Here is an 18,450-nt window from a genome sequence, read left to right on the forward strand (position 1 = left end):
TCCTTGATTACCGGCAACGTCATGCCGAAAGGTACTTGCGCTCGATGGAGCGCTCCCACAGAAGACCACCGATGACAATTGCGGCCGCGACCGGTGCGGCAATCCACCATGACACGCCGACGCCCCGGCATCCCACTGCAATCGCAGCGGCGAGCAGCGGCATGCCGACATGCACCGCTAGCGTCCAGCCGGGCAGCTTCCCTTCCCCGGCCTCCTTGCCCGACTCGTCCACGATCGCGGACTCCGTTTCCGGCATCGACTTCGCTTCCGTACCAGTTTGCGCATCAACGAGCCCGGACGCATCGATCACGTCGATCACATCATTCGCGCCAGGTGCCGATGGTTCAGGGGTGGATTGTGTCGGCTCGGGTGGCAGCAGCAGCACTCCATCGACCGGACGCGCCGGCTTATCCCACCGCGGAGTGCCCCACGGCTCGCCAGAGAAATAGTGTCGCCGAAACGCCTCCAAGAGCGCGACGTGATCTCTCCCGTTCTGAGACGCCACACCCTTCAGCCGGGCGTAGTCCTCACTACCTCGTCTTTGCACGCTGTAGTCATCGGAGAAGTCGCAATACCAATCGTGTCGGTCGAGATCATCGAAATACTGCTCGATGGCCACGGACGGATAAGTGACCTGCGGCTCCTGCGCTTTCGCTTGACGGTAGACCGACAAACCATCGTCGCCGGCGAGCTTGACCACTGCCCCGTATGCGGGCGCATCGCCATCAACCACAACGAAGTACCCCTCTCCGGTGTCTTCCTCGTAGTGAACCAGTTGAGCGTCGACAACGGCCGAGCCAAGTAGGTCGCTCATCTTGTCCCGATCCGGGGCAGTTCCAGAGGTGACGCGAAATGTTGCGCCAGCACTACCCACCCCCGGAAAAAGGTGGCTCGGAAGATCCGGGTTCGATGCCGGTTCAACTCCAGTGATCGTGATTTCAAGCCTCATTCCATATCCTCGCGCATAGATAGACATTATGATATACCGTGTAATTCTATTTGTCTATCTCACAAAATGTCATTCCGGTTCCGCCTGAATTCTCGCGGGTTGTACACACTCCGCTTCCAGCGATCCGAGTCTGTCGGCATTCTAGTCCTTCTCTCGCGTCGCTCAGCCCGCGTAACGAGATACGTGATACCGCCCCCGATGGAAGCGGCAATTGCGATCAGTTTCAGAATCTCCGCGACATAAGCAGCGCTCACCGGCATCAGTACCTTCCGTTGAGATCCGTGCTTTCCTGCCACAGCCGACGCCATTCGGCATCGTACTGAGCGGCGATGGGCTGGACGTTGCGCAGGAACAGGGCGTTCTCGGCGTTCTTGTAAGAAGCCGACGACGAGAAGTTAAAGCTGCCGGTTTCGACGTGGCTACCGTCGATCACCATAAACTTGTTGTGCTGGTCTTGATATCGATCGTTGAGCCGTACTGGGACGCCTTGATTCGCCAGATACCATACTGCCGAATACTGCCGCGAGTTCTGCGCCTTGTCCGCCACAACCGCGACCCTCACCCCGCGCCGTTGCGCTGCGACCAACGCCGTCGCGATCGGCTTGCTGGTGAAGGAGTAAGCAGCAACGAGAATCGACGTCTTCGCCTGCTCGATCCCTCGAACAATCATCGGCAACGCCGTACCGGCCGGCGAGAATCCTACCTCGTAGCCCGCACCAGTCGGCATCGGATCGGCCGCGGCGACAGCCGACGCAAGCGCAGCCGCAACGCAGAATACGAGCCCTACCCCTCGAACGCATTTCATCATTGATTCCCTCTATCAGTTTCGAATATGAGTTCGCACGCAGCGAGCCACATCCGTCGACGTCAATTCATCCAGCACCCGCCCGGATCTTGCGTCTATTAGTTGCCAAGCCCCACTGGTGCGTCGCCGCGCTCTCGCACCGGGATAACGCACCTCCAGAATCAGGCCGATCCGCCTCTCGCGCTGCCGCTCGACCATGCCCTTTGCATGTAGCGCCAGAAGCATGACCGCGATCAGCACCAGGCTAACTGCACCGACCGCTCCCGCGCAGTACCACATAGCCACGCTGACACCCCACGTCCAGCGTGCGGCCCATTGCGCAAGCCACACTGCACCGGTGAACGCAAGTACAACCATAAGCAGCGGATACGAGAGTCCCAGCATCGATGTTGAGCGCCCGGCCCATCGATGAAGCGCAAACGCGACGATGAAGCAAACGACGAGCTGAAGGGGCGTGGTAGATAGGACAATCATCAGCATATGGTCTTCACGCTTGCGGCTAGTCTGGCGACAGGATCAGACAACGTGTTAACGGCAAGGCCGGTGGGAGCTGAAACCAGCCCATTCCGCGACCACCAGAGCTTCACCGCTCGCCCTCCGCCACAAACGGATGCTGAACGACCACAGTGGTCGCCCGGCGATCGCGCGGCACGGCGAACGGAAAAGCCAAGACAGATGCAGAGACAAGCAGGAAAATTTCGAGCATTTTGGGTTCCTCGCGAGCGCCTGCGGCCGTCGTGGCCGCAGGCGTGGGTGATCATTCACTTGCCAGATAGATGGTGAGCGCGGGCTGGCCTTCGTCATCGGCCTCGACTTCTGCGCGCAGCGAGACGGGCGTGGCCTCGCTCTGCCCGGTGGCGACCCTCAGCACCGCGAAGTCCGCGCTACGCGCCTTGCTCGTCTTCGAGCGAATTGCGCCCAGGGCAGCAAAGAGAACGTCCCATACGACGTCCGAAGTACCGGCCTCGGCCCACTCAACGCACTCTTCCCATGCTGAGCTGGTCATGGCAACGGGAACGCGAAACCGGCACTCGTTGGCAAACTCTTGCGGAACCGGGACGATCTCGCGCTCTGCGATTGCGACTGCCCGGCTGTAGCGTGCGCTCCGCGCAATGCCTGCCGGGATATCAACCGAATCGGCGTCGCTGACCGCCCGAAAAGTGTTTTTCATCTCTGCTCCTGTTGTTCGTCATTTATGGGTCTATTATATTTTTTGTAATTCGTTATGTCTATCCTTTTAGCGATTGATTGATCTAATCGCGTCGCGCCAATGATAGACATATCGACATACCCGACGAAGCCGAAGCAGCGGCTTATATTTCAGACATCCTCAATTTCAAAGTGGGTGGCGGCATACATCGCGTTGCACGACCACACTTTAACTCCATCTCGCTCGAATATCGCGATTCCATTAGCTACCCGCAATATCGCGGTCGGCCATACCAAGCTATGACCATTCATTCCGGCGGCTATAGCGTTTCGCTCTCGGCACTTCGCCATGTACCTGCCGTCAGGCAATCCGCTTTCGCCCGTCGTGGCTTTCTTTCCCATCACCATCCTCACGTATGCTGTCGCAAGCGCAACAGCTCGTTCAAACGTGCTTGCGCTGCTCTTCTGTCGACACCGGTAGGGAAATTCGTATCGGGATCTGCCGCGGCATCACGCAAGCACGCGATAACCTCATTGGCGACCAGCGGCCGGTCTTGTAAACGACATTGCATACCAAGCGAAGCGATAAGCGCACGATCCTCGGTCGGCATCGAGAGAATGGACGGCCAGACGAGCTGAACGCGCTCGATGGCCCGTTTGCCGTCCTCACGCCCCGCTGTACGCCCAACCCATGTTGCCACCGGCAGTAGAGTCGCAAAGACCGCGACGCCGGCCACAGCGATGAACAGATTCCGTTTCATTACTTGGTTCATTTTTCCCGATCACCAGCCATCGCGAGTGTTCCGATTTCTAGTGCCGGCCGCGCCGGCGAATTTTCCGTGGTCAGGTGCTCGACGCGCTTGCCGAACTTGATTTCGCGTCGATATCGGTGCGCAGCGCGATGATCGCCTCGAAATACCGACATAGGTTGTAGATAAAAAACCAACCGTTGAGTGCAGCGAAGGAAACGATCATCAAGAAGCCAGTGCCAATATCGAGCTTGCTCGACACGAGCGAACAAAACACGAGAACTGCAAAGCTGAACGCAGCGCTATATTTCAAATTCATTTTAATCTCCGCACTTTCCAATGCCGCGCGTGGCGGCGAATTTCCTATGCAATCTTTCGACGTATCGCAGCCTTCAACTCGGCCGGGCCTTGCTTGCCCGCTTGAAGTCCGCGCTCGGCCAAATACAGATCGAGTTCCAGCTTTCGCACCTTCTCGGCCAACTCGGCGTTTTCTCGCGCGAGCCGGTCGCCACGTCGAGTTTCCTCTTGCAACCGCTTTTCGTACTGCTCATCTGACCGTGACAACGATCGCCGCCGTGCTATCGAGAACAGGACGCCACGCTCCGCATCGACGTCGGCCTTGTGTTGAAACGCGTGCCAGTCGCTGAACGCTGAACCCGGCGACGGCCATCCGTTTCCTGTTGGGCGCAGCACGTCGAGCACGCTGCGCCCTTGTGCGTATAACAGTCCCCAACGCTCCGGCAGGTCGCACACTTCAATTACACCAGGCGGGCACAGGTAGAAGCGATACACCCCCAATCCGCCTGCCATCCGATGCGGCTTGCGTGCGTCAGCGAGAAAATCCGACCGTGACGCCTTGGCTTCGATTACCGCCGAACAATTCGTGCGAAAACCGATCACGTCGGCCTGCTCTCTCGTACCACCCGTGACAAGTTCGCTAGCGACGACCGAGAATCCTTGTCGCTTCAGCCACTTCTCGCCAAGCGTCACCAGTTGCTTGTGAACGTCGCCAGCCATCTCGCAATTTTCCGGGTTCATGGGGTGTTAGCTAATTCGCGATTAACGCGCACAAGTCGGTCATCCATGCTGGCCACGCCAGCGAATTTTCCCTACCGTGGGTAACGGCCAGTCAAGGCGACAAAGCCAAGGCGCTTCAACAGCGGCCAGCACGCCACGCAATACGCAGACAGGCCAAGGCAAAGCGGGATCAAGGAGCCGATGATGGCCGACGCGATCAGGCCAATGAGCGCGAGCGCTGCCCCGAGGATGAATGCCCGGAGACTCTTTTCGTCAACCGTGCGATTGAGGTTCTTGAACATGGTGCAATTTTCCGGGGTTTAGGCGGGCAACTTCGACGGCACCGCTGACATACCGTAGATCGTTTTGCCGATCGTGAAGTGATGCCCGTCGCGCGCGAGAACAGCGCTCTCAGCCGCTTCGGTTGCCGCGATGGATGCCACGAGCCCATCGCGCAGCTTCACGGCGTCAGCGAGCGTCAATTCAATTGCGACACCATCAAGCGTTACCACGACTGGATGCTGGACGATGCCCCCGACCACCGTTCGCGCCTGCACCCCACCCTCAAACGTTTGTTCGTTGTACATGGTGATTTTCCGAGTTAGTGGTTAGCGGTTTGCTTGGCGTAGAACTGCTTGAGTTCGGCAAGAGCGGGGCCAATGTCGCGCCCGTCTGCGGCGTCAGCGGCGAGCTTCCGTAGAATTCGCAATTCGTCCACCGCTGCCAAAGTGACCCCTTCGCCTTGCAACGCGCTCGACAGTACGCTTGCAGCAGATGCCTGAAGGCTCTCGACGGCACCGGCCATCTGACCGCTGATGGCCTTCGAAAGAGTTCCACCGAAAAGGCCCGCATCACGGGTCAGCTTGCCGCTGATTTCCTCGTACACGCCAGAGGCGAATCGACGCCCCACACCCTCGACCATATTCCCGGCTAGCGACGACGCTCCACTTACCAACTCGGGGGCGCTCAGCAAAGCCAAATACGCGATTTGCTCGATCATCTAATTTCCCGATCCGTTACTCGATGGCCATACCGAACGATTTCTGGATCACGCGCAAGGACGCGCGTAGCTTTTCCGTGCTTTCAACGGTCGGTTCGGGTACAACAGCGCCCGGCCCGAAGTGGACGCCGTGCAGGCCGGCAAGGAGTTCAGCCAACTCAGTACCAGGAATAGCGTCAACGCGCATCTGCTGCCCGAGAAGACGGAGCAACGTCGCATGCAGATACAGGTCGTGCGAGTTGATATCAAGGCCGTCTTGCGGAATGCTGATGCCGAGGTACGTCAGAATTTCGTGAGGTGTGAGCTTCATCATTTGCAGTGAGTTTTCCTATTCGTTGAACCCGAGCGACAACCCGTCGTCTCACTGAAACGATTCGTGGAGCCGAGCCCGAGCGGCGATTTCGTCGGCGGTAAGCTGTCGCACGTCCTGCCCGTTGATCTGCCACTGGGTTCCATCGGAGAGGCGCGCGGTAAGCACGCCTTCACGCCCCAACACAGCGAAACCACGAGTCGCCTCAACGACTTCGGCGGCACTCGGATTGACCGTTCGGATCGCGGCGTCGGCCTCTTCGATCCACTGCCTGTTTGGCTGCAAGAAATTCATTCGCTTATTCCGTTATTCCAAAATGGTTTGCAGGCGAGCGAGCGCATCTTCGACAACTTCGACCGGTGCGCGCTCAACCTTGCGGGCACCCCGCGCTTCAAGATCGAGCGTGCGAACCATGTTCACAAGCGCCACGCCCTGCGTTTCAGTTCCCGCACCCGAGAGAGGCACGGCGAATCCGGCATATCGCGCGAATTCGCCTCCCTGCGTGATCGGTGCAACGAGCGCCACGCCGAGCGCGTTGAACGCAGCAGGCGAGAGAACGAGCGCGGGCCGGAAATCCCCTTGTTGCTCCTTCCCTATCGTGGGATTCAGGCTGACGCGCACGATATCGCCACGCTCGAATTTGACGCGCCTCACCATGCTTCATGCCCCACTGGCTTTGCTTCGACCCAGGCAGCAAGGTCAGCGGGTTGCGGAGCATTCTGGTCGCACTGCGCGACCAGTTCATCCAGCGAATACTTACGGCGAGCAGGCGTCAGCAACACGCCATCGGGCCGCACATCGGCGTTCAGCGAACTGCCTGCCGATGCGCCGATCTGCTCCAGCAATACAGCGGGCAGCCGGACTGCCGCGCTGTTACCCCATTTCTGAATTTTTAGTTCCATATCTCGCTCCGAATGTATATCCATTGTAGATACCAACCACGAAAATGGCAAGCGGCTTGTATCTACATTGATTCTACACGCGGCTTGCCTCACGGCCCCATAAATGGCTACCCGGTTTAACGGCATTCCGCGCCGAAACTCAATAAAAAAAAGCGCGCGGCACTGTTGTGTCGCGCGCAAGGCACAAAGGCCGGCAGAGAATTCGATCAGCGAGACATGCCACGCTTCTTCGTGGCGGCCGGCGGCTTCGGCCGCTGATGGTCGCGCTGCGGCTGGGCCGCGTAGAGCGGCTGAAGCGTGTGCGCCTTCGTCAAAAGATCGCGAGCTTGCTGGGTCCGGGCCTCGACGCTCGTTCGAATGTGCGAAGGAACTTGAAACCCGCGACGTTCCTTTTCCACGTCCTTCTTCTGGTCGCCATTGCCATGCTGTTGCTTGTCGCCGGACTCGGCTTGGGTCTTGCCGGTCAGAGTCTTTGCTTGGTCGGCTCGCTCAGCCACCTCAACCATCGTCGCTATCCGCTCCTTCATCGCCGGCGACGCGGTTTTCTCGAACAGGTCGGGCGAAACGCGCTTCAGCTCGCCTGCATACTCCTGATGAACATTCACCTTCGCAGCGATCGCATCGATCTGCGCCCCGGCCGCCGCACCGCGCGCGCCAGCCTCCGTACTGGAAGACAGTTTGTCGACAACACGCGGATCGTGAGCGAACAACACTTGAAGGTCTTTCGCTACTTCAGCTCGCGCGCGATTCGCCTCCATGCTCTCGACGGGCCGCGTGTGATGCGGCGGCTGCGGCGCAACGTATGCGGCGGTTGCCTCGACCGGGATCTGCGGAATGCCGGCGGCGTACGTCACTGCGAGATGCGAGCCGATCTCCGGCAACTTGTGCTTCGCGATCTCGAACATCGAGTGCTTGAACAGCTCTTCACCGACAAGGTGATAGACGCTCTCTTTGTCCTTGTGCAGCACCTGGCCGTCATAGGTTCGATCGGCCTGACGATTCGCCTCGATGGCTTTTGTCAGGTCGTATCGGCCATTCGGGAGTCCGTTGCTATCCGACGTCTCGACAGCCTTCAGATACCCCTCGCCATCGGGCGCTTCAACACGTCTGACACCATCGGCCACCGATACATATTGAGCTTGCATTTTTTCCTCCACCGCTGCTTCTGCTCCCCGGATAGCCAACTTCTCCGCATTCGCCGTTCCCTTGAACTGGTTTGCAATGTCTGCTTCCCCGGCCGATGGTGACGCCCGGTGCTCGCGGACGTTCTGTCGATTAGCCGTGTCTGCATCCGATGCCGAGTCAAGCCCGGATCGGCTCGCATCCCGCCGGTACTGCTCAACCATCGCGAATGCCTGCTCCTTCGGGACGATGTGGATGCTGCTGCCGTCAGCGTCGTGATACGCGTCCGACACGCGCTTTTCGACAAGCGCGTTGCCTTGCATGTCGACGGCGTAGATACGAATCTGAGACTCGATGTGCTCCCGTCTCTCGCCGTTCACCAGGCCGCGATACTGCTCAGGAACGGTGTTGGCAACCCGATCCGAATCGGTGAAGATCGACGGCCACTCATGAATAGCGCCGCTAGGGAGATCCGACACCGAAGTGCCCGACCATTTCGCTACCTGATTCGAGAGTTCGTTGTATTGAATTTCTTCGAACGATACATAGTCTGCTTCATGTTCCACATTCTTCTCCAGACGATTGGACGGCCCTGGCTTCAGTGCAGCTCGGAGTTATCAATGGTGTCGCGAATATCGAAATCGTGATCGCCGCGCCCTCCCCATCCGTCGAACTCCTCGAATTCGTGTTCGTTGTCCGGGTCGGGCGGTTCGGTAGGCGGCGTTGTGTGTGCTTCCATTCGTCAATCCAGCAGTGACAGTCGATATATCGGATCGTAGTAGATGGCGGGTACGTGTCGCCCCTTCGCGCGATCGAACGTGAGTTGCACGACGACGTTAACAGTCTGTCTGAGCAACATCAAGATATCTTTCAGGTCAATTCCGCCCCCCGTCGTAGATTGCTTGATGAGCATCGCGAGGCGGAAAAATGCATCCTTCGGCGAATTGGCGTGGGTCGTTGTCATCCCTCCGGGATGCCCCGACGCGAGCACACCGGACAAGTAGAACATGGCTTCGTCGCCACGCAGCTCAGCCATAAATACACGATCCGGCGTTTTACGCATCGCGCTATGAAGAACGTCCTTCGCCGTCGCCCCTTCCAGTTTCTCGTCGTCCTTATCACTTTGCTTCCGATACAACAGACGGTTGTTGTTGGGGTGGTTCGGCAACGGCATTTCGGGAGTGTCTTCAACCGTTATCAGTCGCTCGTAACTCGGAACGAACTCGACACATGAACGCAAGTACGAAGTCTTGCCGCTACCTGTAGCCCCTGACACGACGATGTTCTGCTTTGACTCGACGGCAAGTTTCATGAAGGTTGACCAGTTTCCAGTCCTCGCCATCTCCCAAAGCGCACGTTCCTCATCGAGCAAGCCAGCCTCAATCCGCTTCCGTTGATCTTCCGGGATCGACAACGCGAACTCATGACGCGTATGGGCGTAGTAGCCCATGTCAACGAGATGGTCGTGCGGGAACGATCGCACCGAGTGCTTTCGCACGTTGAGATAGTGCTGCTTCTCCGGACAGGTCGGCGGGTGAGTCATCTCGATTCGCTCACCCGTCACCGGCATGTGACCCGACAACGACGTGTTGAAGCGGTCGAATGGCTTCTTCGTGAAGTTAGCCAGATTGCGGCCCAGCGTCGCTAGATAAGGAAAATCCAGCTCACGCACTTCGACGTAAGACCAGTGGCCTGACTTCCACAACCACGCCCCGCCGGGCTCATCAATTGCGATTTCTTGCACGTCGTCATCGACCATGTAGGGATCGAGCAACCGCAGTCGATGTTTCAGTGCGTCCAGCTCCTCCGGATCGAATCCGTCCAGACGAGCCGCGACGTGTTCCTGCTCCGTGAAGTTCATTGTTGCGCTGATTCCAGGTGGTATGCGCTGGAAAAATCCAGATCCCGCGCGACGGTGATCGAGATCTCATCGCCTTGGTTCTTGCTGAAAGTGGCCGTCACATCACGTCCCTGCTGCAAGATTTCCGCGGCAGCGGTCTGCCCGCTATTCAGCGTGTTTTGCGGAAGAACGATGTTTGTGCTTCCACTGGATTTGCTCGTCAACGCTTGCATACCACCCTGAATCAAGTCTTGCATGGAGGAGAAAAGGAACGCGCCACAGAAGCGTTCGCAATAGTGGTTGTCGATGCTTCCAGTGAGGCCAGCCGCGCCGAGCGTATCAGTGCCGGGCGAATTGACTTGAATCGCGACATGCAAGGGCGTCACGATTCTCCCCCACAGCACCGGCGCGCGCGTCTTCCCTCGCTCCGGCCCCTTTGCGATCTCACCATCGACCGTGCTTCCACGATCGATCAGGACTACGCGACCATCCATGCCGTAGACGGGTCGCGCCACAGTGCAACTCACGAAGCCCAGCGTGTCGCTGTTGATGGCAGTATCAAGCGTGCAGGAGATGGGCGTTCCCTTCTTGACGGTGAAGGTCGGATTCGGGATCAGTGTGGCCGTAACTTTCGGCGTCGACGTCGGAATCAGCCGCGCCGAAAAGTCACCGCTTTGCGCCGAACCTCCATTGCCGCCCATGCCGGGGATTGGGAACGCCGGCGTAATACCAGGCATTCCGCCCGGCTGCTGAGGTTGAGCCGAAACCGGCATGATTCCCGAATCGCCACGTCCGGGCATCGCTCCCATGTCGCTCCCGAGCTTGCGATCGAGGACGATCTTCTGATCCGCCTCTCGCTTCGCCTTCTCTGCTGCCTGCGCCTGCATACGCTGTTGTTCGAGCTGGGCATTCGCTTGCGCCATATCTGCCGAGCCAGCGGAGCTGCCGCCGCCGGTCGGTGCGCCCATCATCCCCGGCGGTAGCGGAGGTTGGCCACCAGCCGCCGGCATGCCGGGAACCGCCGCAGCGGTCGCACCGGTCGGGACAGACAGGGTTGGCGATTTCGGGGGAGCTTGATCGGCCTTCTGCTCCTGCTGCTGAAGGGCAGTCGGAACCGGGCCGCCGTGTGCCGGCAGATACCAGAATTTGTAGCCCAGGCCGCCCAAAATGACGCCGACTGCTGCAAAGGCCGTCAGCCCCCCGATCAGCTTCTGACCGGGGGTAGCACCTGCTACTGCCTGCTCCTTCAGCTCGATGCGATCCTGGTCGGCCGCTTCAACGGTTTTGTCTCTGAGTCGCATTATCTGGCCTCCTCGCCGGCCTTCGCTTCTTCACCGGCGGGGTTCAAAACTCGTTGAACGTCCGGAGAAATCGTATAGGTGTTTGTGTTTGCACCGCTCGGGTTGAACTGACCGTCGATCAGGCATCCAGCAAGACGGCCGCGCCGGATGATCAGCTTGCGTGCGACCGTATGGACAACGAGCATGTCGCCTTCCATATGCGACGCAACACGCGATTCGACACCATCAACGCCCTTCTCGTAGACCTGCGGAAGCGCGATCGTGCTGGGAAACAGGATGAAGGTCAGTTCGCCATTGTTGTACGCGGCAGTCGGAAGCAATTCATCAGGGCCGATGTAGCCGTAGTCCGCATCGAGTCGCCCTTCTCGCTTCGCACGCTCGAACGCCGATTCGAATCGCGCCTTCGCCTTCACTGCTTTTACCTTGGGATCGCTCGCAGCAACCGCCTGACGTTCCGCAAGTGGATAGTCGATGTTGAGCTGCCAAGTCGTCGGCAAGTGCGCCTTCTTCGCGCTCGCGCGCTTCTTCTTGCTGGATTCGTCGGGCTGCTGAGCCAGCTCGAAGCTGTCGGCCGACATGGCCACCGAGAACCAGTATTCGTGCCGATTCGTGACGACAAGCAGGTTGGTGTCGCCGTCAACCGCCTTCGGCACGAAAGCAATCTGGTTTCCGGAATATTTCACCGTCCATGCCGATTTATCGCCCATGCCGTAGTCCATGACAGTCTCGCCTTCACCGAAGCGAATCCGCGTCATCATCCCGACCTTGCCTTGAACGGCGATCACATCGCTTGTGAACGGCACAACCTGCAAGTGCTTATCCTGCGGGCTGGATTCCGGGACGGTCAGCGCGTGCGCTGCTTCGCACGCGAACATCGCTATCAGCGCAGCGATGCGTAGCGTACGGATCTTCATTTGTTGCCCCCGTTGACGATCTGAGCCGGCTGCGGATACTGCTGCACAGGCGGTTGGGCCATGTAGGGCTGCTGCGGCGACGACGGCGCTTGCATCACGCCGGCAGGCGTGAGCGTTCGCGACGGGCCGTCAGTGTCGGCGTGGTAGTTCGTCACTTCGAAGCCGAACGCGTTCAGCGTGTAGTCGTCAAGGTCTGTCGGGACATTCGCCTTGCCATACTTGAACGTCACCGTCGAAACCATCCGTTGACTCGTCGGCGGAAGTTGCCCAACCTGCGTAATCAAGTCGTACCGAACCTGAGCTACGTGGACACCAGGCTCACTCGTCGGCAAGAACGAGTACGAGAAGTTCTGGAGCAGCTTCACGTCGGCCTGACCGAAGACGTTAAGCGGCGATTGCTTGTTGAGATCCGGCTTGTAGTACGCATCCCATTGACCGCGCAGACTTTGCGACGACATAAGCCATACCGTCTTGTAGTTCGCGTCGGCCTCTGCGCGAGAGAAACCCTCTCTCGCCTTCACGAACCGGCCGAGATCCGAAACAGCACGTTGATTGAAGTCAGGGCTGCCAGGGGACACGACAGCCATGCTGTCGCGCTCGATCTTATAGTCGCCAGTCGCTCGATCGACAACGATTGCCGTTGCGATGATGTGTTGAAGCTGCATCAGCGGTGAAACAGAGAGCGCCGACAGAATCGCAACGCTCCACCCGCTGATTGCCCCCCACTTGTATTGCTTTAACCGGCGGTCCTTCGTCTCCTCGTTGTGCTCTTCGAACGTCACATTCTCGGCATAGACTTGCTTGGGCGTTCTCATGCCAGATGATCCTCGCAGGTAAGCGCTGCGCGCGAGACGGGAAGGTGATTGACGGCCCGCGGCGTGCCCTTGCACTCCGGAGGCGGCGGTTCAGTCGTGCCACACGCGGACAAAGCGAGGGTTAGCGCCGCGAGAGCGGCGACAGTGATTTGTTTCATGTTCTCTGCTCCTTGCTATTTTTTGCTTTAGGCTTTTTTTCCGCCCGCCATTGCTGCCGTTCGAACCGCTTGCATTAGCATCAACCCGCCACTTCCAACGCTACCGCCTTGTCCACCGGTCATGCTCGCGACGATCGTGGGAAGCTGGATCTCGATGAAGAACAGCGGGATGCAAATGAATACGAGCTGGAACGCGATGCTCAAAATGTTCAGCGACGCTTGCGCGTAGCTCGGATCAGGCGGCAACACAGCTTGCTTCAGCAACCCTGCAATCTTCTCCGCCAAACTCGCGTCGGCCCCGGCGGGCGCGAGCCCCCCCACTGCGGTAGCCAGCTTCGTCATGTAGTTGTCGGTGATCTGAACGAACATGACGATAAACAGCGACGACACGACGATGAGGAAAACGAAGTACAGAATCGTATTCATCCACGACCAAAACCACTGTTGCGTCTGCTTCCACATCAGCCAAACCACAAAGAACGGGCCAACCGCGAGTGCAAACGCGAGGCCGAACTTCGCATAGAGCATGTTGTAGGCGGCCGCAACCAACAACAGAATCGACGCAATCGCAACGAGTACGAGCGCAACCAACATCACTACCCCACCACCGACGTTCAGGTTCTGGAAGTTGTCGACCATTGCGACGGCGATGCCGTTGCATAGCCCTTCCATCTTGTCATCGAGCGAGTCGAGAACTTGGCTCGGGTTCCCGCTGGTGCCAATGGCGTGAGAAAGATCAGTGGGGAGCTGAAACAGCGGGCCAGATATCCACGATGAGTAGTAGTTTCCGGCCGCGTAGAGGATCAGCACACACACGAAGCCTTTCCAGAACCAGTCCTGCACCGGGGATTCGATCTTGCCCTGCATCAGCAGCAGCGACCACACCAGGGCGGAGATGCCGAACATCACCCAGCCCACCGGCAGAATGTAGTTCGACATGCCGGCCGCTGCGGTTGTAAACACGCTGTGCAGAACGCTGTCGACGCTCTGAAAAAAATCCGAGAAAGTGGCGGATGCCATGGTGTACGTTCCTTACTTCAGGCGAACACGCAGGCCGACGAACCCGGCGGGATTAGCGCGGATGAGCTTTTCGGCTTCGGCCATCGCGGCGGTATGTGCGTCACAGTTGACGCCCTTGCTACCGCCCGCGATCTCGCCTTTGCAAGCCTTGTTCAGCGCGAGCCACGGTTCGGCATCGGTGCCGTCGTAGTAGGTATGTGCCGCCTTGATCGGATCAGCAACCGGCTTCGCTTCGGACGATTTCTGATTGTCCGCGTCGGCCTTGTGCTGACCACACGCCGCGAGCATGGTAAGCAGAGCTGCGACCGTGATCGTGTAAATGGGTGCCCTCATGATTTTTCTCTGTTAGAACTGGTTTAGAAGCGGATGCCCGTGCCGCCGGACAGCATCTTTCCCGTGGAAGCCGACGCGTTGAGTCGGTCCATCTTGTCCTGCGCGTCCTGCATCACCTTGAACATCGCCAGCTTTTGCGATTCAGCAGACTGCTTGACTTGCTCCAGTGCGATACGAGCTTGAAGGTCTTGGAGCGACTTCGGGTCGGGTGCAGACTGGATGCTCGACAAGAACTGCTGCAAGTTGTCGATGTTCTGCGCGGCAGCTTCGTACCCCTGCGAGCCGACGTACTGCGACAGCGATGCCTGTTTCCAGCGCTTATTGCAGTCCGCTTGCATCGCCGCATTGCTGTAGCCCGACTGGCAGCTCACGATCGAGTTCTGCTGTTGAATCTCCCCGAGCGTGCCGCTGAGACCGGCCAACGTCCCGTTGATGCTGCCGCTCCGCAACGCGTTCAGAAGTGCTTGCTGGTCAGGCGTGAGGAACTGCGTGAGCAACTTGTTCTTCAGAAGGTTGGAAATATCGCGCAATCCGTTCAGTGACTCGAATTGCGCCTTGATTTGGTCGTACTGCGCTTTGAGCTGAGCGACCTGCTGAGCGGCCTGGACGAGCTGCTGAGCCATGTTGATGGCCGCCATGTTGTCGTAAGTGGGAACGCCCTGCGCGTGCGCGCCGATCGTGAACGTTGCAGCAACAGCGATGATGATCTTCCGCAGCATGATGATTAGCTCCTTGTCTTAAAGAATTTCGGCAACCAGATGTTCGGGTCATCCCCGTTTTTCTCGATCAAATCACGCACCAGCATGACGTTCTCGATACTCGCTGACAGCACGGCATTCATGTCATCCATGCCCGAAAGATCGTTGCGAACCACTACGGACTCCTTGCCTTGCTTCAGCAAAAATTGGCCCGGCTCTTCCAGCATGTCAGTGGTAACGAACTTGAATTCGCGCGCCGTCAGCTTCATGCCGTCGATGTAATCGGCCCGATCTGCTTTGTCGTTCGGCAGATAGATCTGTGTCGGGAACTGTTGCAGCAGCGTCCCCTTGATTGGCGAGGTGGTCAGATCCGTCGGATCTTGCGTATCGAGCCCGATCAGGCCGAGTTGCTTTCGTACCGTCTTCGCCTTGTTCTCGATCATCAATTGCATGTACGGATCTTTCAGCGCCTTCCATGCCTCAGTGATATCGAGAACGAATGGGCTACCGTCGATAGCAGATTCGATCTTATGGTTGATGAGAAGCTGGATCGGTGTGCGCGCATATGCGTTGTCAAGGAACGACGTCATGTCGAACCCGAAGTCATTCGCGCCAGTCAAATCGAATCGATCGTATGCGTTGTCGAGAACCCATCCATACGGACTTTCGCTGCCTACCCAGCGACGCAGTGCAGCCTTCAGACCAGTAACCACCCCGCCCGCAGTACGTACCGCATCAACCGGCCCAGGGAGCGTGTCCATGATCCGCGAGAGTCGACGGGTGGTCGGCAGGTCGTACACGTCACCGATCACCTTGAGCAACGTTTCCTCATCCGAGCCGGATCGCGTGTAGGTCGGATCGCTCTCTGCGCACCACATCAGCAGAGTCATGATGAACGAGCGATTCTGTGGTGTATCAGGCAGGCCAAACGGATTGAGCCCGCTCGGCTTGCTGTCCTCGAACCGAAAATACTTTCCGCCCATTGCACAGACAAGGATCTCTTCGCCGTAGTCCTTGTCCCATGCGAACGTCTTGATCGGGCGCATCCCCGCGTCTTTGCGACGCTTGCGCAGCAGCGCGCGGAGGAATAGCTTGGTCAGCGTCTTGCCACTGCCGGACGGGCCGATGATGGTGTAATTGCCCAGCTCTTTGCGGTGTTCCCTGACCGAACGCCCTTCCAGCTCTGCCCTTTCCTCTTCCTCTTCGGTGATCTGCTTCTCGTCCTCGTCATCGACGTATTCGAGTTGCACCCCCTGATCTTTCATGCTCTTCCGGGAGACGTGGTAGTTGAAGAAGTACGGCGCGCCGCTCGTCGTCTTCAGGACGGTGATCGGCATGCCCCACTGACTCCCATCTGCGCGCCCCGTCATGAAGTTGTGCATCGGGAAGAAGGCAGCGAAGTTGTCGGTGCTGATCGGCATCGCGTCGAGCCGATCCAACAGGAAGTTGCCCGGCAGCATGCTGAAATACTGCGAAATCAGTTTGCCGCGACGCTTACGAATCGCGATCATGCTCTTCTCTTCAAGCGCGGCAACGGCCATGCCGATGGCCTCGTTGACCTCCTTGATGGAGTCGCCGTAGACCGTCAGAATGAATTCGTGCTGGCCCATGCCAAATTTGCCAGCCGCAAGATTGCTGCGCGCGTCACGCAACTGCTTCAACTGGACGGCGTTGGCCGCTTCATCGGTGCTGCTGAAGTTGTTGATCTGCTTTTCGAGAAACTTGTCAGCCTCGTTGAAAGGCATGAACGTGAGCGACTGGCTCAGAATGAACTCACAGGGCAAGCGCAGCAGCGGATGAAAGATCCGAGCGTTCGCCATTTCTGCGCCGTACGGGGCCTTGAGGCCAATGATGCCGGCGTAGCGCGAGCGCGTCGGCCCCATGATCTCGATGACTTCGGTGCCGAAATTGAGATCGTTTCGCTGGATTCCGTATCGAACGGAGAAGGTGTCGAGCGGCACCGGCGACCACTCCCCATTCAGAATCATTCCGTAGAACGACTGAAGGTCGGACACAGCCGGCTTGTCATCGAACTCCCGCACGCCAAGGACGGTCGGCTGGAACCGGCGCATGCTTCGAACCAGTTGCGCAGTGATGCGTTCCATTTGCTCAAGCGCGACTGCTGCAACGGCCTGGCCACCCTTCTTGTCGAGCTTCGCGCCGATACGCTCGGCACGCCCCGGCGCAGGACGATATACGGGCGAGAGGAACAGCTCGTTCACATAGTACGTTTGCTTGCCGACACGCTCGGCGTATTGCGATCCCAGCATCTCGGAGAACGAGTTGTCGTACTCAATGCCCGAAATGTCGTACTGCAACTTTCGCCTCACCAGATGAGACCACAGCGCAACGCGCGCATTGTTCGCGCCCAGCGTATTGATGGTCGAGAACCATTGCCGCGTGTACCCGTCCAGCTCCTCCTTGCTCATCGTTTCGAACGGAATGCCGCGGAACTGGATGGTCGACGTCACGTCACGCTCGATCGTCGTACACGTCGTTGCGTTGAGCTGGCTTCGATACGGTATGTACTTGGTCGCGGGCGTTTCGTTGGTGATCAGGTCAGAAGAGACCGTCATAGTCGTTCGTCCTTGCTTTCGGCGGTTCTGCGCAGAAGGTCACAACCTTTTCGCCCTGCAGCCCTTTGTTTGCCACAAAGAGCCACCAGTGATAGATGTCGGCCTTCAAGGTGGATAGCCAGTGGTAGTCGCCGGCCGTCTTGACAACGAAATAGAAATGAATCGGTACGAGGGTGAAGACCCAAAAACCGACGAGGCGAAACACCGCCAAGCCGATCAGCATTTCGAGCAGGAAGATGGAGAGAGGAACGTAGAGCATCATGGCGGGGCGTTGCCCCGCCCGGATGACGACACTCTCAATCAAGTTGTCGTCTTCCATGATGCTTAGACGCCGCTGATGCTGCTCGACCCGGCCGTCGCCGTTTTGACCCACTGGACGATACCGACGATGCCGAAAGCAGCACCGGTGCCGATGAGGGAGTTGACGAACGCTTGCTTGGGATCACGGGCACCGAGGAAGTTGCCCATTTTCCAGTTGATCGCGGTGGTGACGCCTGCGATGCCGCCGGCGACGCCCACCACGCCATAGATGGTGTTGAAGACGCTCTCGCCCGCAGAGCGAAGGGATTGGGCGGTCGCCGGATCGGTCAGCGCGAGAAACGTGTAACCGCCGACGATGGCAACGCTGTAGATTCGACCGACGCGCTCGGTCGTGATTCGTGCGCGAATGGCGCTCAGCTTGCTAAGCGCCCCCTTCTTCTGTTTGGTCATGTTGTATCCGTATTTGGAATGGGATATCTATTTCTTCAAACCGACAGTGAAAGACGGATTCCAGTGTCCCCACCAGCTTGT

27 protein-coding genes are annotated in these 18,450 nt (G+C 58.4%); all 27 read right to left on the minus strand.

From position 1 onward, the window contains the following. Positions 1-19: 19 nt before the first annotated feature. The 27 genes from BDI24065_RS34845 to BDI24065_RS34970 all read right to left on the minus strand — a co-directional run bounded on the left by BDI24065_RS34845 (position 20) and on the right by BDI24065_RS34970 (position 18,369). Entirely contained in the window at positions 20-814 is a 795-nt protein-coding gene (locus BDI24065_RS34845; protein ID WP_039341497.1) for a hypothetical protein, read from the minus strand. 394 nt (positions 815-1,208) lie between these two features. Further along, complete coding sequence (locus tag BDI24065_RS34850; RefSeq protein ID WP_039341499.1) at positions 1,209-1,757, minus strand: phospholipase D family protein; 549 nt, start codon at positions 1,755-1,757, stop codon at positions 1,209-1,211. Between the two features lie 12 nt (positions 1,758-1,769). After that, on the minus strand, positions 1,770-2,234 hold the full coding sequence (locus BDI24065_RS34855; protein WP_039341501.1) for a hypothetical protein: 465 nt from the start codon (positions 2,232-2,234) through the stop codon (positions 1,770-1,772). 103 nt (positions 2,235-2,337) lie between these two features. Next, positions 2,338-2,460 (minus strand): hypothetical protein, encoded by a 123-nt coding sequence (locus BDI24065_RS41430; protein ID WP_256103105.1) that lies wholly within the window; start codon positions 2,458-2,460, stop codon positions 2,338-2,340. 51 nt (positions 2,461-2,511) lie between these two features. Further along, positions 2,512-2,925: a DUF6573 family protein gene (locus tag BDI24065_RS34860; RefSeq protein ID WP_069586059.1), complete on the minus strand. Its 414-nt coding sequence runs from the start codon at positions 2,923-2,925 to the stop codon at positions 2,512-2,514. A 388-nt stretch (positions 2,926-3,313) separates the two neighbouring features. Next, positions 3,314-3,676: a hypothetical protein gene (locus BDI24065_RS34865; RefSeq protein WP_069586060.1), complete on the minus strand. Its 363-nt coding sequence runs from the start codon at positions 3,674-3,676 to the stop codon at positions 3,314-3,316. 70 nt (positions 3,677-3,746) lie between these two features. Beyond that, positions 3,747-3,971 carry a hypothetical protein gene (locus BDI24065_RS34870; protein WP_039341503.1) on the minus strand — a complete coding sequence of 75 codons (225 nt, stop codon included), beginning with the start codon at positions 3,969-3,971 and terminating at the stop codon, positions 3,747-3,749. A gap of 44 nt (positions 3,972-4,015) precedes the next feature. Further along, positions 4,016-4,669, minus strand: a complete 654-nt coding sequence (locus BDI24065_RS34875; protein WP_039341504.1) for a hypothetical protein — start codon at positions 4,667-4,669, stop codon at positions 4,016-4,018. Between the two features lie 92 nt (positions 4,670-4,761). Further along, positions 4,762-4,971, minus strand: coding sequence for a hypothetical protein (locus tag BDI24065_RS34880; RefSeq protein WP_039341506.1), 210 nt, complete (start codon positions 4,969-4,971; stop codon positions 4,762-4,764). Between the two features lie 18 nt (positions 4,972-4,989). Further along, the gene (locus BDI24065_RS34885) at positions 4,990-5,256 is read right to left on the minus strand and encodes a hypothetical protein (RefSeq protein WP_175034993.1); all 267 of its coding nucleotides are present in this window, start codon (positions 5,254-5,256) and stop codon (positions 4,990-4,992) included. Positions 5,257-5,270: 14 nt separating this feature from the next. Further along, positions 5,271-5,669 (minus strand): hypothetical protein, encoded by a 399-nt coding sequence (locus tag BDI24065_RS34890; RefSeq protein ID WP_175034994.1) that lies wholly within the window; start codon positions 5,667-5,669, stop codon positions 5,271-5,273. Positions 5,670-5,685: 16 nt separating this feature from the next. Next, positions 5,686-5,982 carry a hypothetical protein gene (locus BDI24065_RS34895; RefSeq protein WP_175034995.1) on the minus strand — a complete coding sequence of 99 codons (297 nt, stop codon included), beginning with the start codon at positions 5,980-5,982 and terminating at the stop codon, positions 5,686-5,688. Between the two features lie 48 nt (positions 5,983-6,030). Continuing rightward, positions 6,031-6,273 carry a hypothetical protein gene (locus BDI24065_RS34900; protein ID WP_039341511.1) on the minus strand — a complete coding sequence of 81 codons (243 nt, stop codon included), beginning with the start codon at positions 6,271-6,273 and terminating at the stop codon, positions 6,031-6,033. A gap of 12 nt (positions 6,274-6,285) precedes the next feature. Then, entirely contained in the window at positions 6,286-6,636 is a 351-nt protein-coding gene (locus BDI24065_RS34905; protein WP_039341512.1) for a type II toxin-antitoxin system ChpB family toxin, read from the minus strand. Next, positions 6,630-6,881: an AbrB/MazE/SpoVT family DNA-binding domain-containing protein gene (locus BDI24065_RS34910; RefSeq protein WP_076841588.1), complete on the minus strand. Its 252-nt coding sequence runs from the start codon at positions 6,879-6,881 to the stop codon at positions 6,630-6,632. The genes BDI24065_RS34905 and BDI24065_RS34910 overlap by 7 nt, the downstream gene beginning before the upstream one ends. Positions 6,882-7,087: 206 nt before the next feature. After that, positions 7,088-8,569: a KfrB domain-containing protein gene (locus BDI24065_RS34915; protein ID WP_175034996.1), complete on the minus strand. Its 1,482-nt coding sequence runs from the start codon at positions 8,567-8,569 to the stop codon at positions 7,088-7,090. Positions 8,570-8,601: 32 nt separating this feature from the next. Then, a complete protein-coding gene (locus BDI24065_RS34920) occupies positions 8,602-8,742 on the minus strand; it encodes a hypothetical protein (RefSeq protein WP_175034997.1) in 141 nt (46 codons plus the stop codon). A gap of 3 nt (positions 8,743-8,745) precedes the next feature. Continuing rightward, positions 8,746-9,864: a P-type DNA transfer ATPase VirB11 gene (gene virB11, locus BDI24065_RS34925; RefSeq protein ID WP_175034998.1), complete on the minus strand. Its 1,119-nt coding sequence runs from the start codon at positions 9,862-9,864 to the stop codon at positions 8,746-8,748. After that, positions 9,861-11,144 carry a TrbI/VirB10 family protein gene (locus BDI24065_RS34930; RefSeq protein ID WP_175034999.1) on the minus strand — a complete coding sequence of 428 codons (1,284 nt, stop codon included), beginning with the start codon at positions 11,142-11,144 and terminating at the stop codon, positions 9,861-9,863. Before BDI24065_RS34930 ends, virB11 begins: the two co-directional genes overlap by 4 nt. Next, entirely contained in the window at positions 11,144-12,058 is a 915-nt protein-coding gene (locus tag BDI24065_RS34935) for a TrbG/VirB9 family P-type conjugative transfer protein (RefSeq protein ID WP_175035000.1), read from the minus strand. Before BDI24065_RS34935 ends, BDI24065_RS34930 begins: the two co-directional genes overlap by 1 nt. Next, positions 12,055-12,873 (minus strand): type IV secretion system protein, encoded by an 819-nt coding sequence (locus BDI24065_RS34940; protein ID WP_175035001.1) that lies wholly within the window; start codon positions 12,871-12,873, stop codon positions 12,055-12,057. The genes BDI24065_RS34935 and BDI24065_RS34940 overlap by 4 nt, the downstream gene beginning before the upstream one ends. A gap of 185 nt (positions 12,874-13,058) precedes the next feature. Continuing rightward, positions 13,059-14,051 (minus strand): type IV secretion system protein, encoded by a 993-nt coding sequence (locus BDI24065_RS34945; protein ID WP_175035002.1) that lies wholly within the window; start codon positions 14,049-14,051, stop codon positions 13,059-13,061. A 12-nt stretch (positions 14,052-14,063) separates the two neighbouring features. After that, entirely contained in the window at positions 14,064-14,384 is a 321-nt protein-coding gene (locus BDI24065_RS34950) for a hypothetical protein (RefSeq protein ID WP_175035003.1), read from the minus strand. Between the two features lie 23 nt (positions 14,385-14,407). Continuing rightward, complete coding sequence (locus BDI24065_RS34955; RefSeq protein ID WP_254609922.1) at positions 14,408-15,103, minus strand: type IV secretion system protein; 696 nt, start codon at positions 15,101-15,103, stop codon at positions 14,408-14,410. Between the two features lie 5 nt (positions 15,104-15,108). Next, entirely contained in the window at positions 15,109-17,658 is a 2,550-nt protein-coding gene (locus BDI24065_RS34960; RefSeq protein ID WP_175035004.1) for a conjugal transfer protein TrbE, read from the minus strand. After that, on the minus strand, positions 17,642-17,977 hold the full coding sequence (locus BDI24065_RS34965; RefSeq protein WP_175035005.1) for a VirB3 family type IV secretion system protein: 336 nt from the start codon (positions 17,975-17,977) through the stop codon (positions 17,642-17,644). Before BDI24065_RS34965 ends, BDI24065_RS34960 begins: the two co-directional genes overlap by 17 nt. A gap of 5 nt (positions 17,978-17,982) precedes the next feature. Further along, complete coding sequence (locus BDI24065_RS34970; protein ID WP_175035006.1) at positions 17,983-18,369, minus strand: hypothetical protein; 387 nt, start codon at positions 18,367-18,369, stop codon at positions 17,983-17,985. Positions 18,370-18,450 lie beyond the last annotated feature (81 nt).

The sequence above is a fragment of the Burkholderia lata genome (genome assembly GCF_902499025.1).
Classification (GTDB): Bacteria; Pseudomonadota; Gammaproteobacteria; order Burkholderiales; family Burkholderiaceae; genus Burkholderia; species Burkholderia lata_C.

Bases quoted from the DNA above. Each gene is read 5' to 3' on its own strand.
- BDI24065_RS34960 (WP_175035004.1), bottom strand. From the start codon at position 17,658: ATGACGGTCTCTTCTGACCTGATCACCAACGAAACGCCCGCGACCAAG.
- BDI24065_RS34910 (WP_076841588.1), bottom strand. From the start codon at position 6,881: ATGGAACTAAAAATTCAGAAATGGGGTAACAGCGCGGCAGTCCGGCTG.
- BDI24065_RS34885 (WP_175034993.1), bottom strand. From the start codon at position 5,256: ATGTACAACGAACAAACGTTTGAGGGTGGGGTGCAGGCGCGAACGGTG.
- BDI24065_RS34865 (WP_069586060.1), bottom strand. From the start codon at position 3,676: ATGAACCAAGTAATGAAACGGAATCTGTTCATCGCTGTGGCCGGCGTC.
- BDI24065_RS34955 (WP_254609922.1), bottom strand. From the start codon at position 15,103: ATGCTGCGGAAGATCATCATCGCTGTTGCTGCAACGTTCACGATCGGC.
- BDI24065_RS34965 (WP_175035005.1), bottom strand. From the start codon at position 17,977: ATGGAAGACGACAACTTGATTGAGAGTGTCGTCATCCGGGCGGGGCAA.
- BDI24065_RS34855 (WP_039341501.1), bottom strand. From the start codon at position 2,234: ATGCTGATGATTGTCCTATCTACCACGCCCCTTCAGCTCGTCGTTTGC.
- BDI24065_RS34875 (WP_039341504.1), bottom strand. From the start codon at position 4,669: ATGGCTGGCGACGTTCACAAGCAACTGGTGACGCTTGGCGAGAAGTGG.
- BDI24065_RS34870 (WP_039341503.1), bottom strand. From the start codon at position 3,971: ATGAATTTGAAATATAGCGCTGCGTTCAGCTTTGCAGTTCTCGTGTTT.
- BDI24065_RS34940 (WP_175035001.1), bottom strand. From the start codon at position 12,873: ATGAGAACGCCCAAGCAAGTCTATGCCGAGAATGTGACGTTCGAAGAG.
- BDI24065_RS34950 (WP_175035003.1), bottom strand. From the start codon at position 14,384: ATGAGGGCACCCATTTACACGATCACGGTCGCAGCTCTGCTTACCATG.
- BDI24065_RS34900 (WP_039341511.1), bottom strand. From the start codon at position 6,273: ATGAATTTCTTGCAGCCAAACAGGCAGTGGATCGAAGAGGCCGACGCC.
- BDI24065_RS34970 (WP_175035006.1), bottom strand. From the start codon at position 18,369: ATGACCAAACAGAAGAAGGGGGCGCTTAGCAAGCTGAGCGCCATTCGC.
- BDI24065_RS34930 (WP_175034999.1), bottom strand. From the start codon at position 11,144: ATGCGACTCAGAGACAAAACCGTTGAAGCGGCCGACCAGGATCGCATC.
- BDI24065_RS34845 (WP_039341497.1), bottom strand. From the start codon at position 814: ATGAGCGACCTACTTGGCTCGGCCGTTGTCGACGCTCAACTGGTTCAC.
- BDI24065_RS34880 (WP_039341506.1), bottom strand. From the start codon at position 4,971: ATGTTCAAGAACCTCAATCGCACGGTTGACGAAAAGAGTCTCCGGGCA.
- BDI24065_RS34860 (WP_069586059.1), bottom strand. From the start codon at position 2,925: ATGAAAAACACTTTTCGGGCGGTCAGCGACGCCGATTCGGTTGATATC.
- BDI24065_RS34895 (WP_175034995.1), bottom strand. From the start codon at position 5,982: ATGATGAAGCTCACACCTCACGAAATTCTGACGTACCTCGGCATCAGC.
- BDI24065_RS34920 (WP_175034997.1), bottom strand. From the start codon at position 8,742: ATGGAAGCACACACAACGCCGCCTACCGAACCGCCCGACCCGGACAAC.
- BDI24065_RS34890 (WP_175034994.1), bottom strand. From the start codon at position 5,669: ATGATCGAGCAAATCGCGTATTTGGCTTTGCTGAGCGCCCCCGAGTTG.
- virB11 (WP_175034998.1), bottom strand. From the start codon at position 9,864: ATGAACTTCACGGAGCAGGAACACGTCGCGGCTCGTCTGGACGGATTC.
- BDI24065_RS34935 (WP_175035000.1), bottom strand. From the start codon at position 12,058: ATGAAGATCCGTACGCTACGCATCGCTGCGCTGATAGCGATGTTCGCG.
- BDI24065_RS34945 (WP_175035002.1), bottom strand. From the start codon at position 14,051: ATGGCATCCGCCACTTTCTCGGATTTTTTTCAGAGCGTCGACAGCGTT.
- BDI24065_RS34850 (WP_039341499.1), bottom strand. From the start codon at position 1,757: ATGATGAAATGCGTTCGAGGGGTAGGGCTCGTATTCTGCGTTGCGGCT.
- BDI24065_RS41430 (WP_256103105.1), bottom strand. From the start codon at position 2,460: ATGCTCGAAATTTTCCTGCTTGTCTCTGCATCTGTCTTGGCTTTTCCG.
- BDI24065_RS34905 (WP_039341512.1), bottom strand. From the start codon at position 6,636: ATGGTGAGGCGCGTCAAATTCGAGCGTGGCGATATCGTGCGCGTCAGC.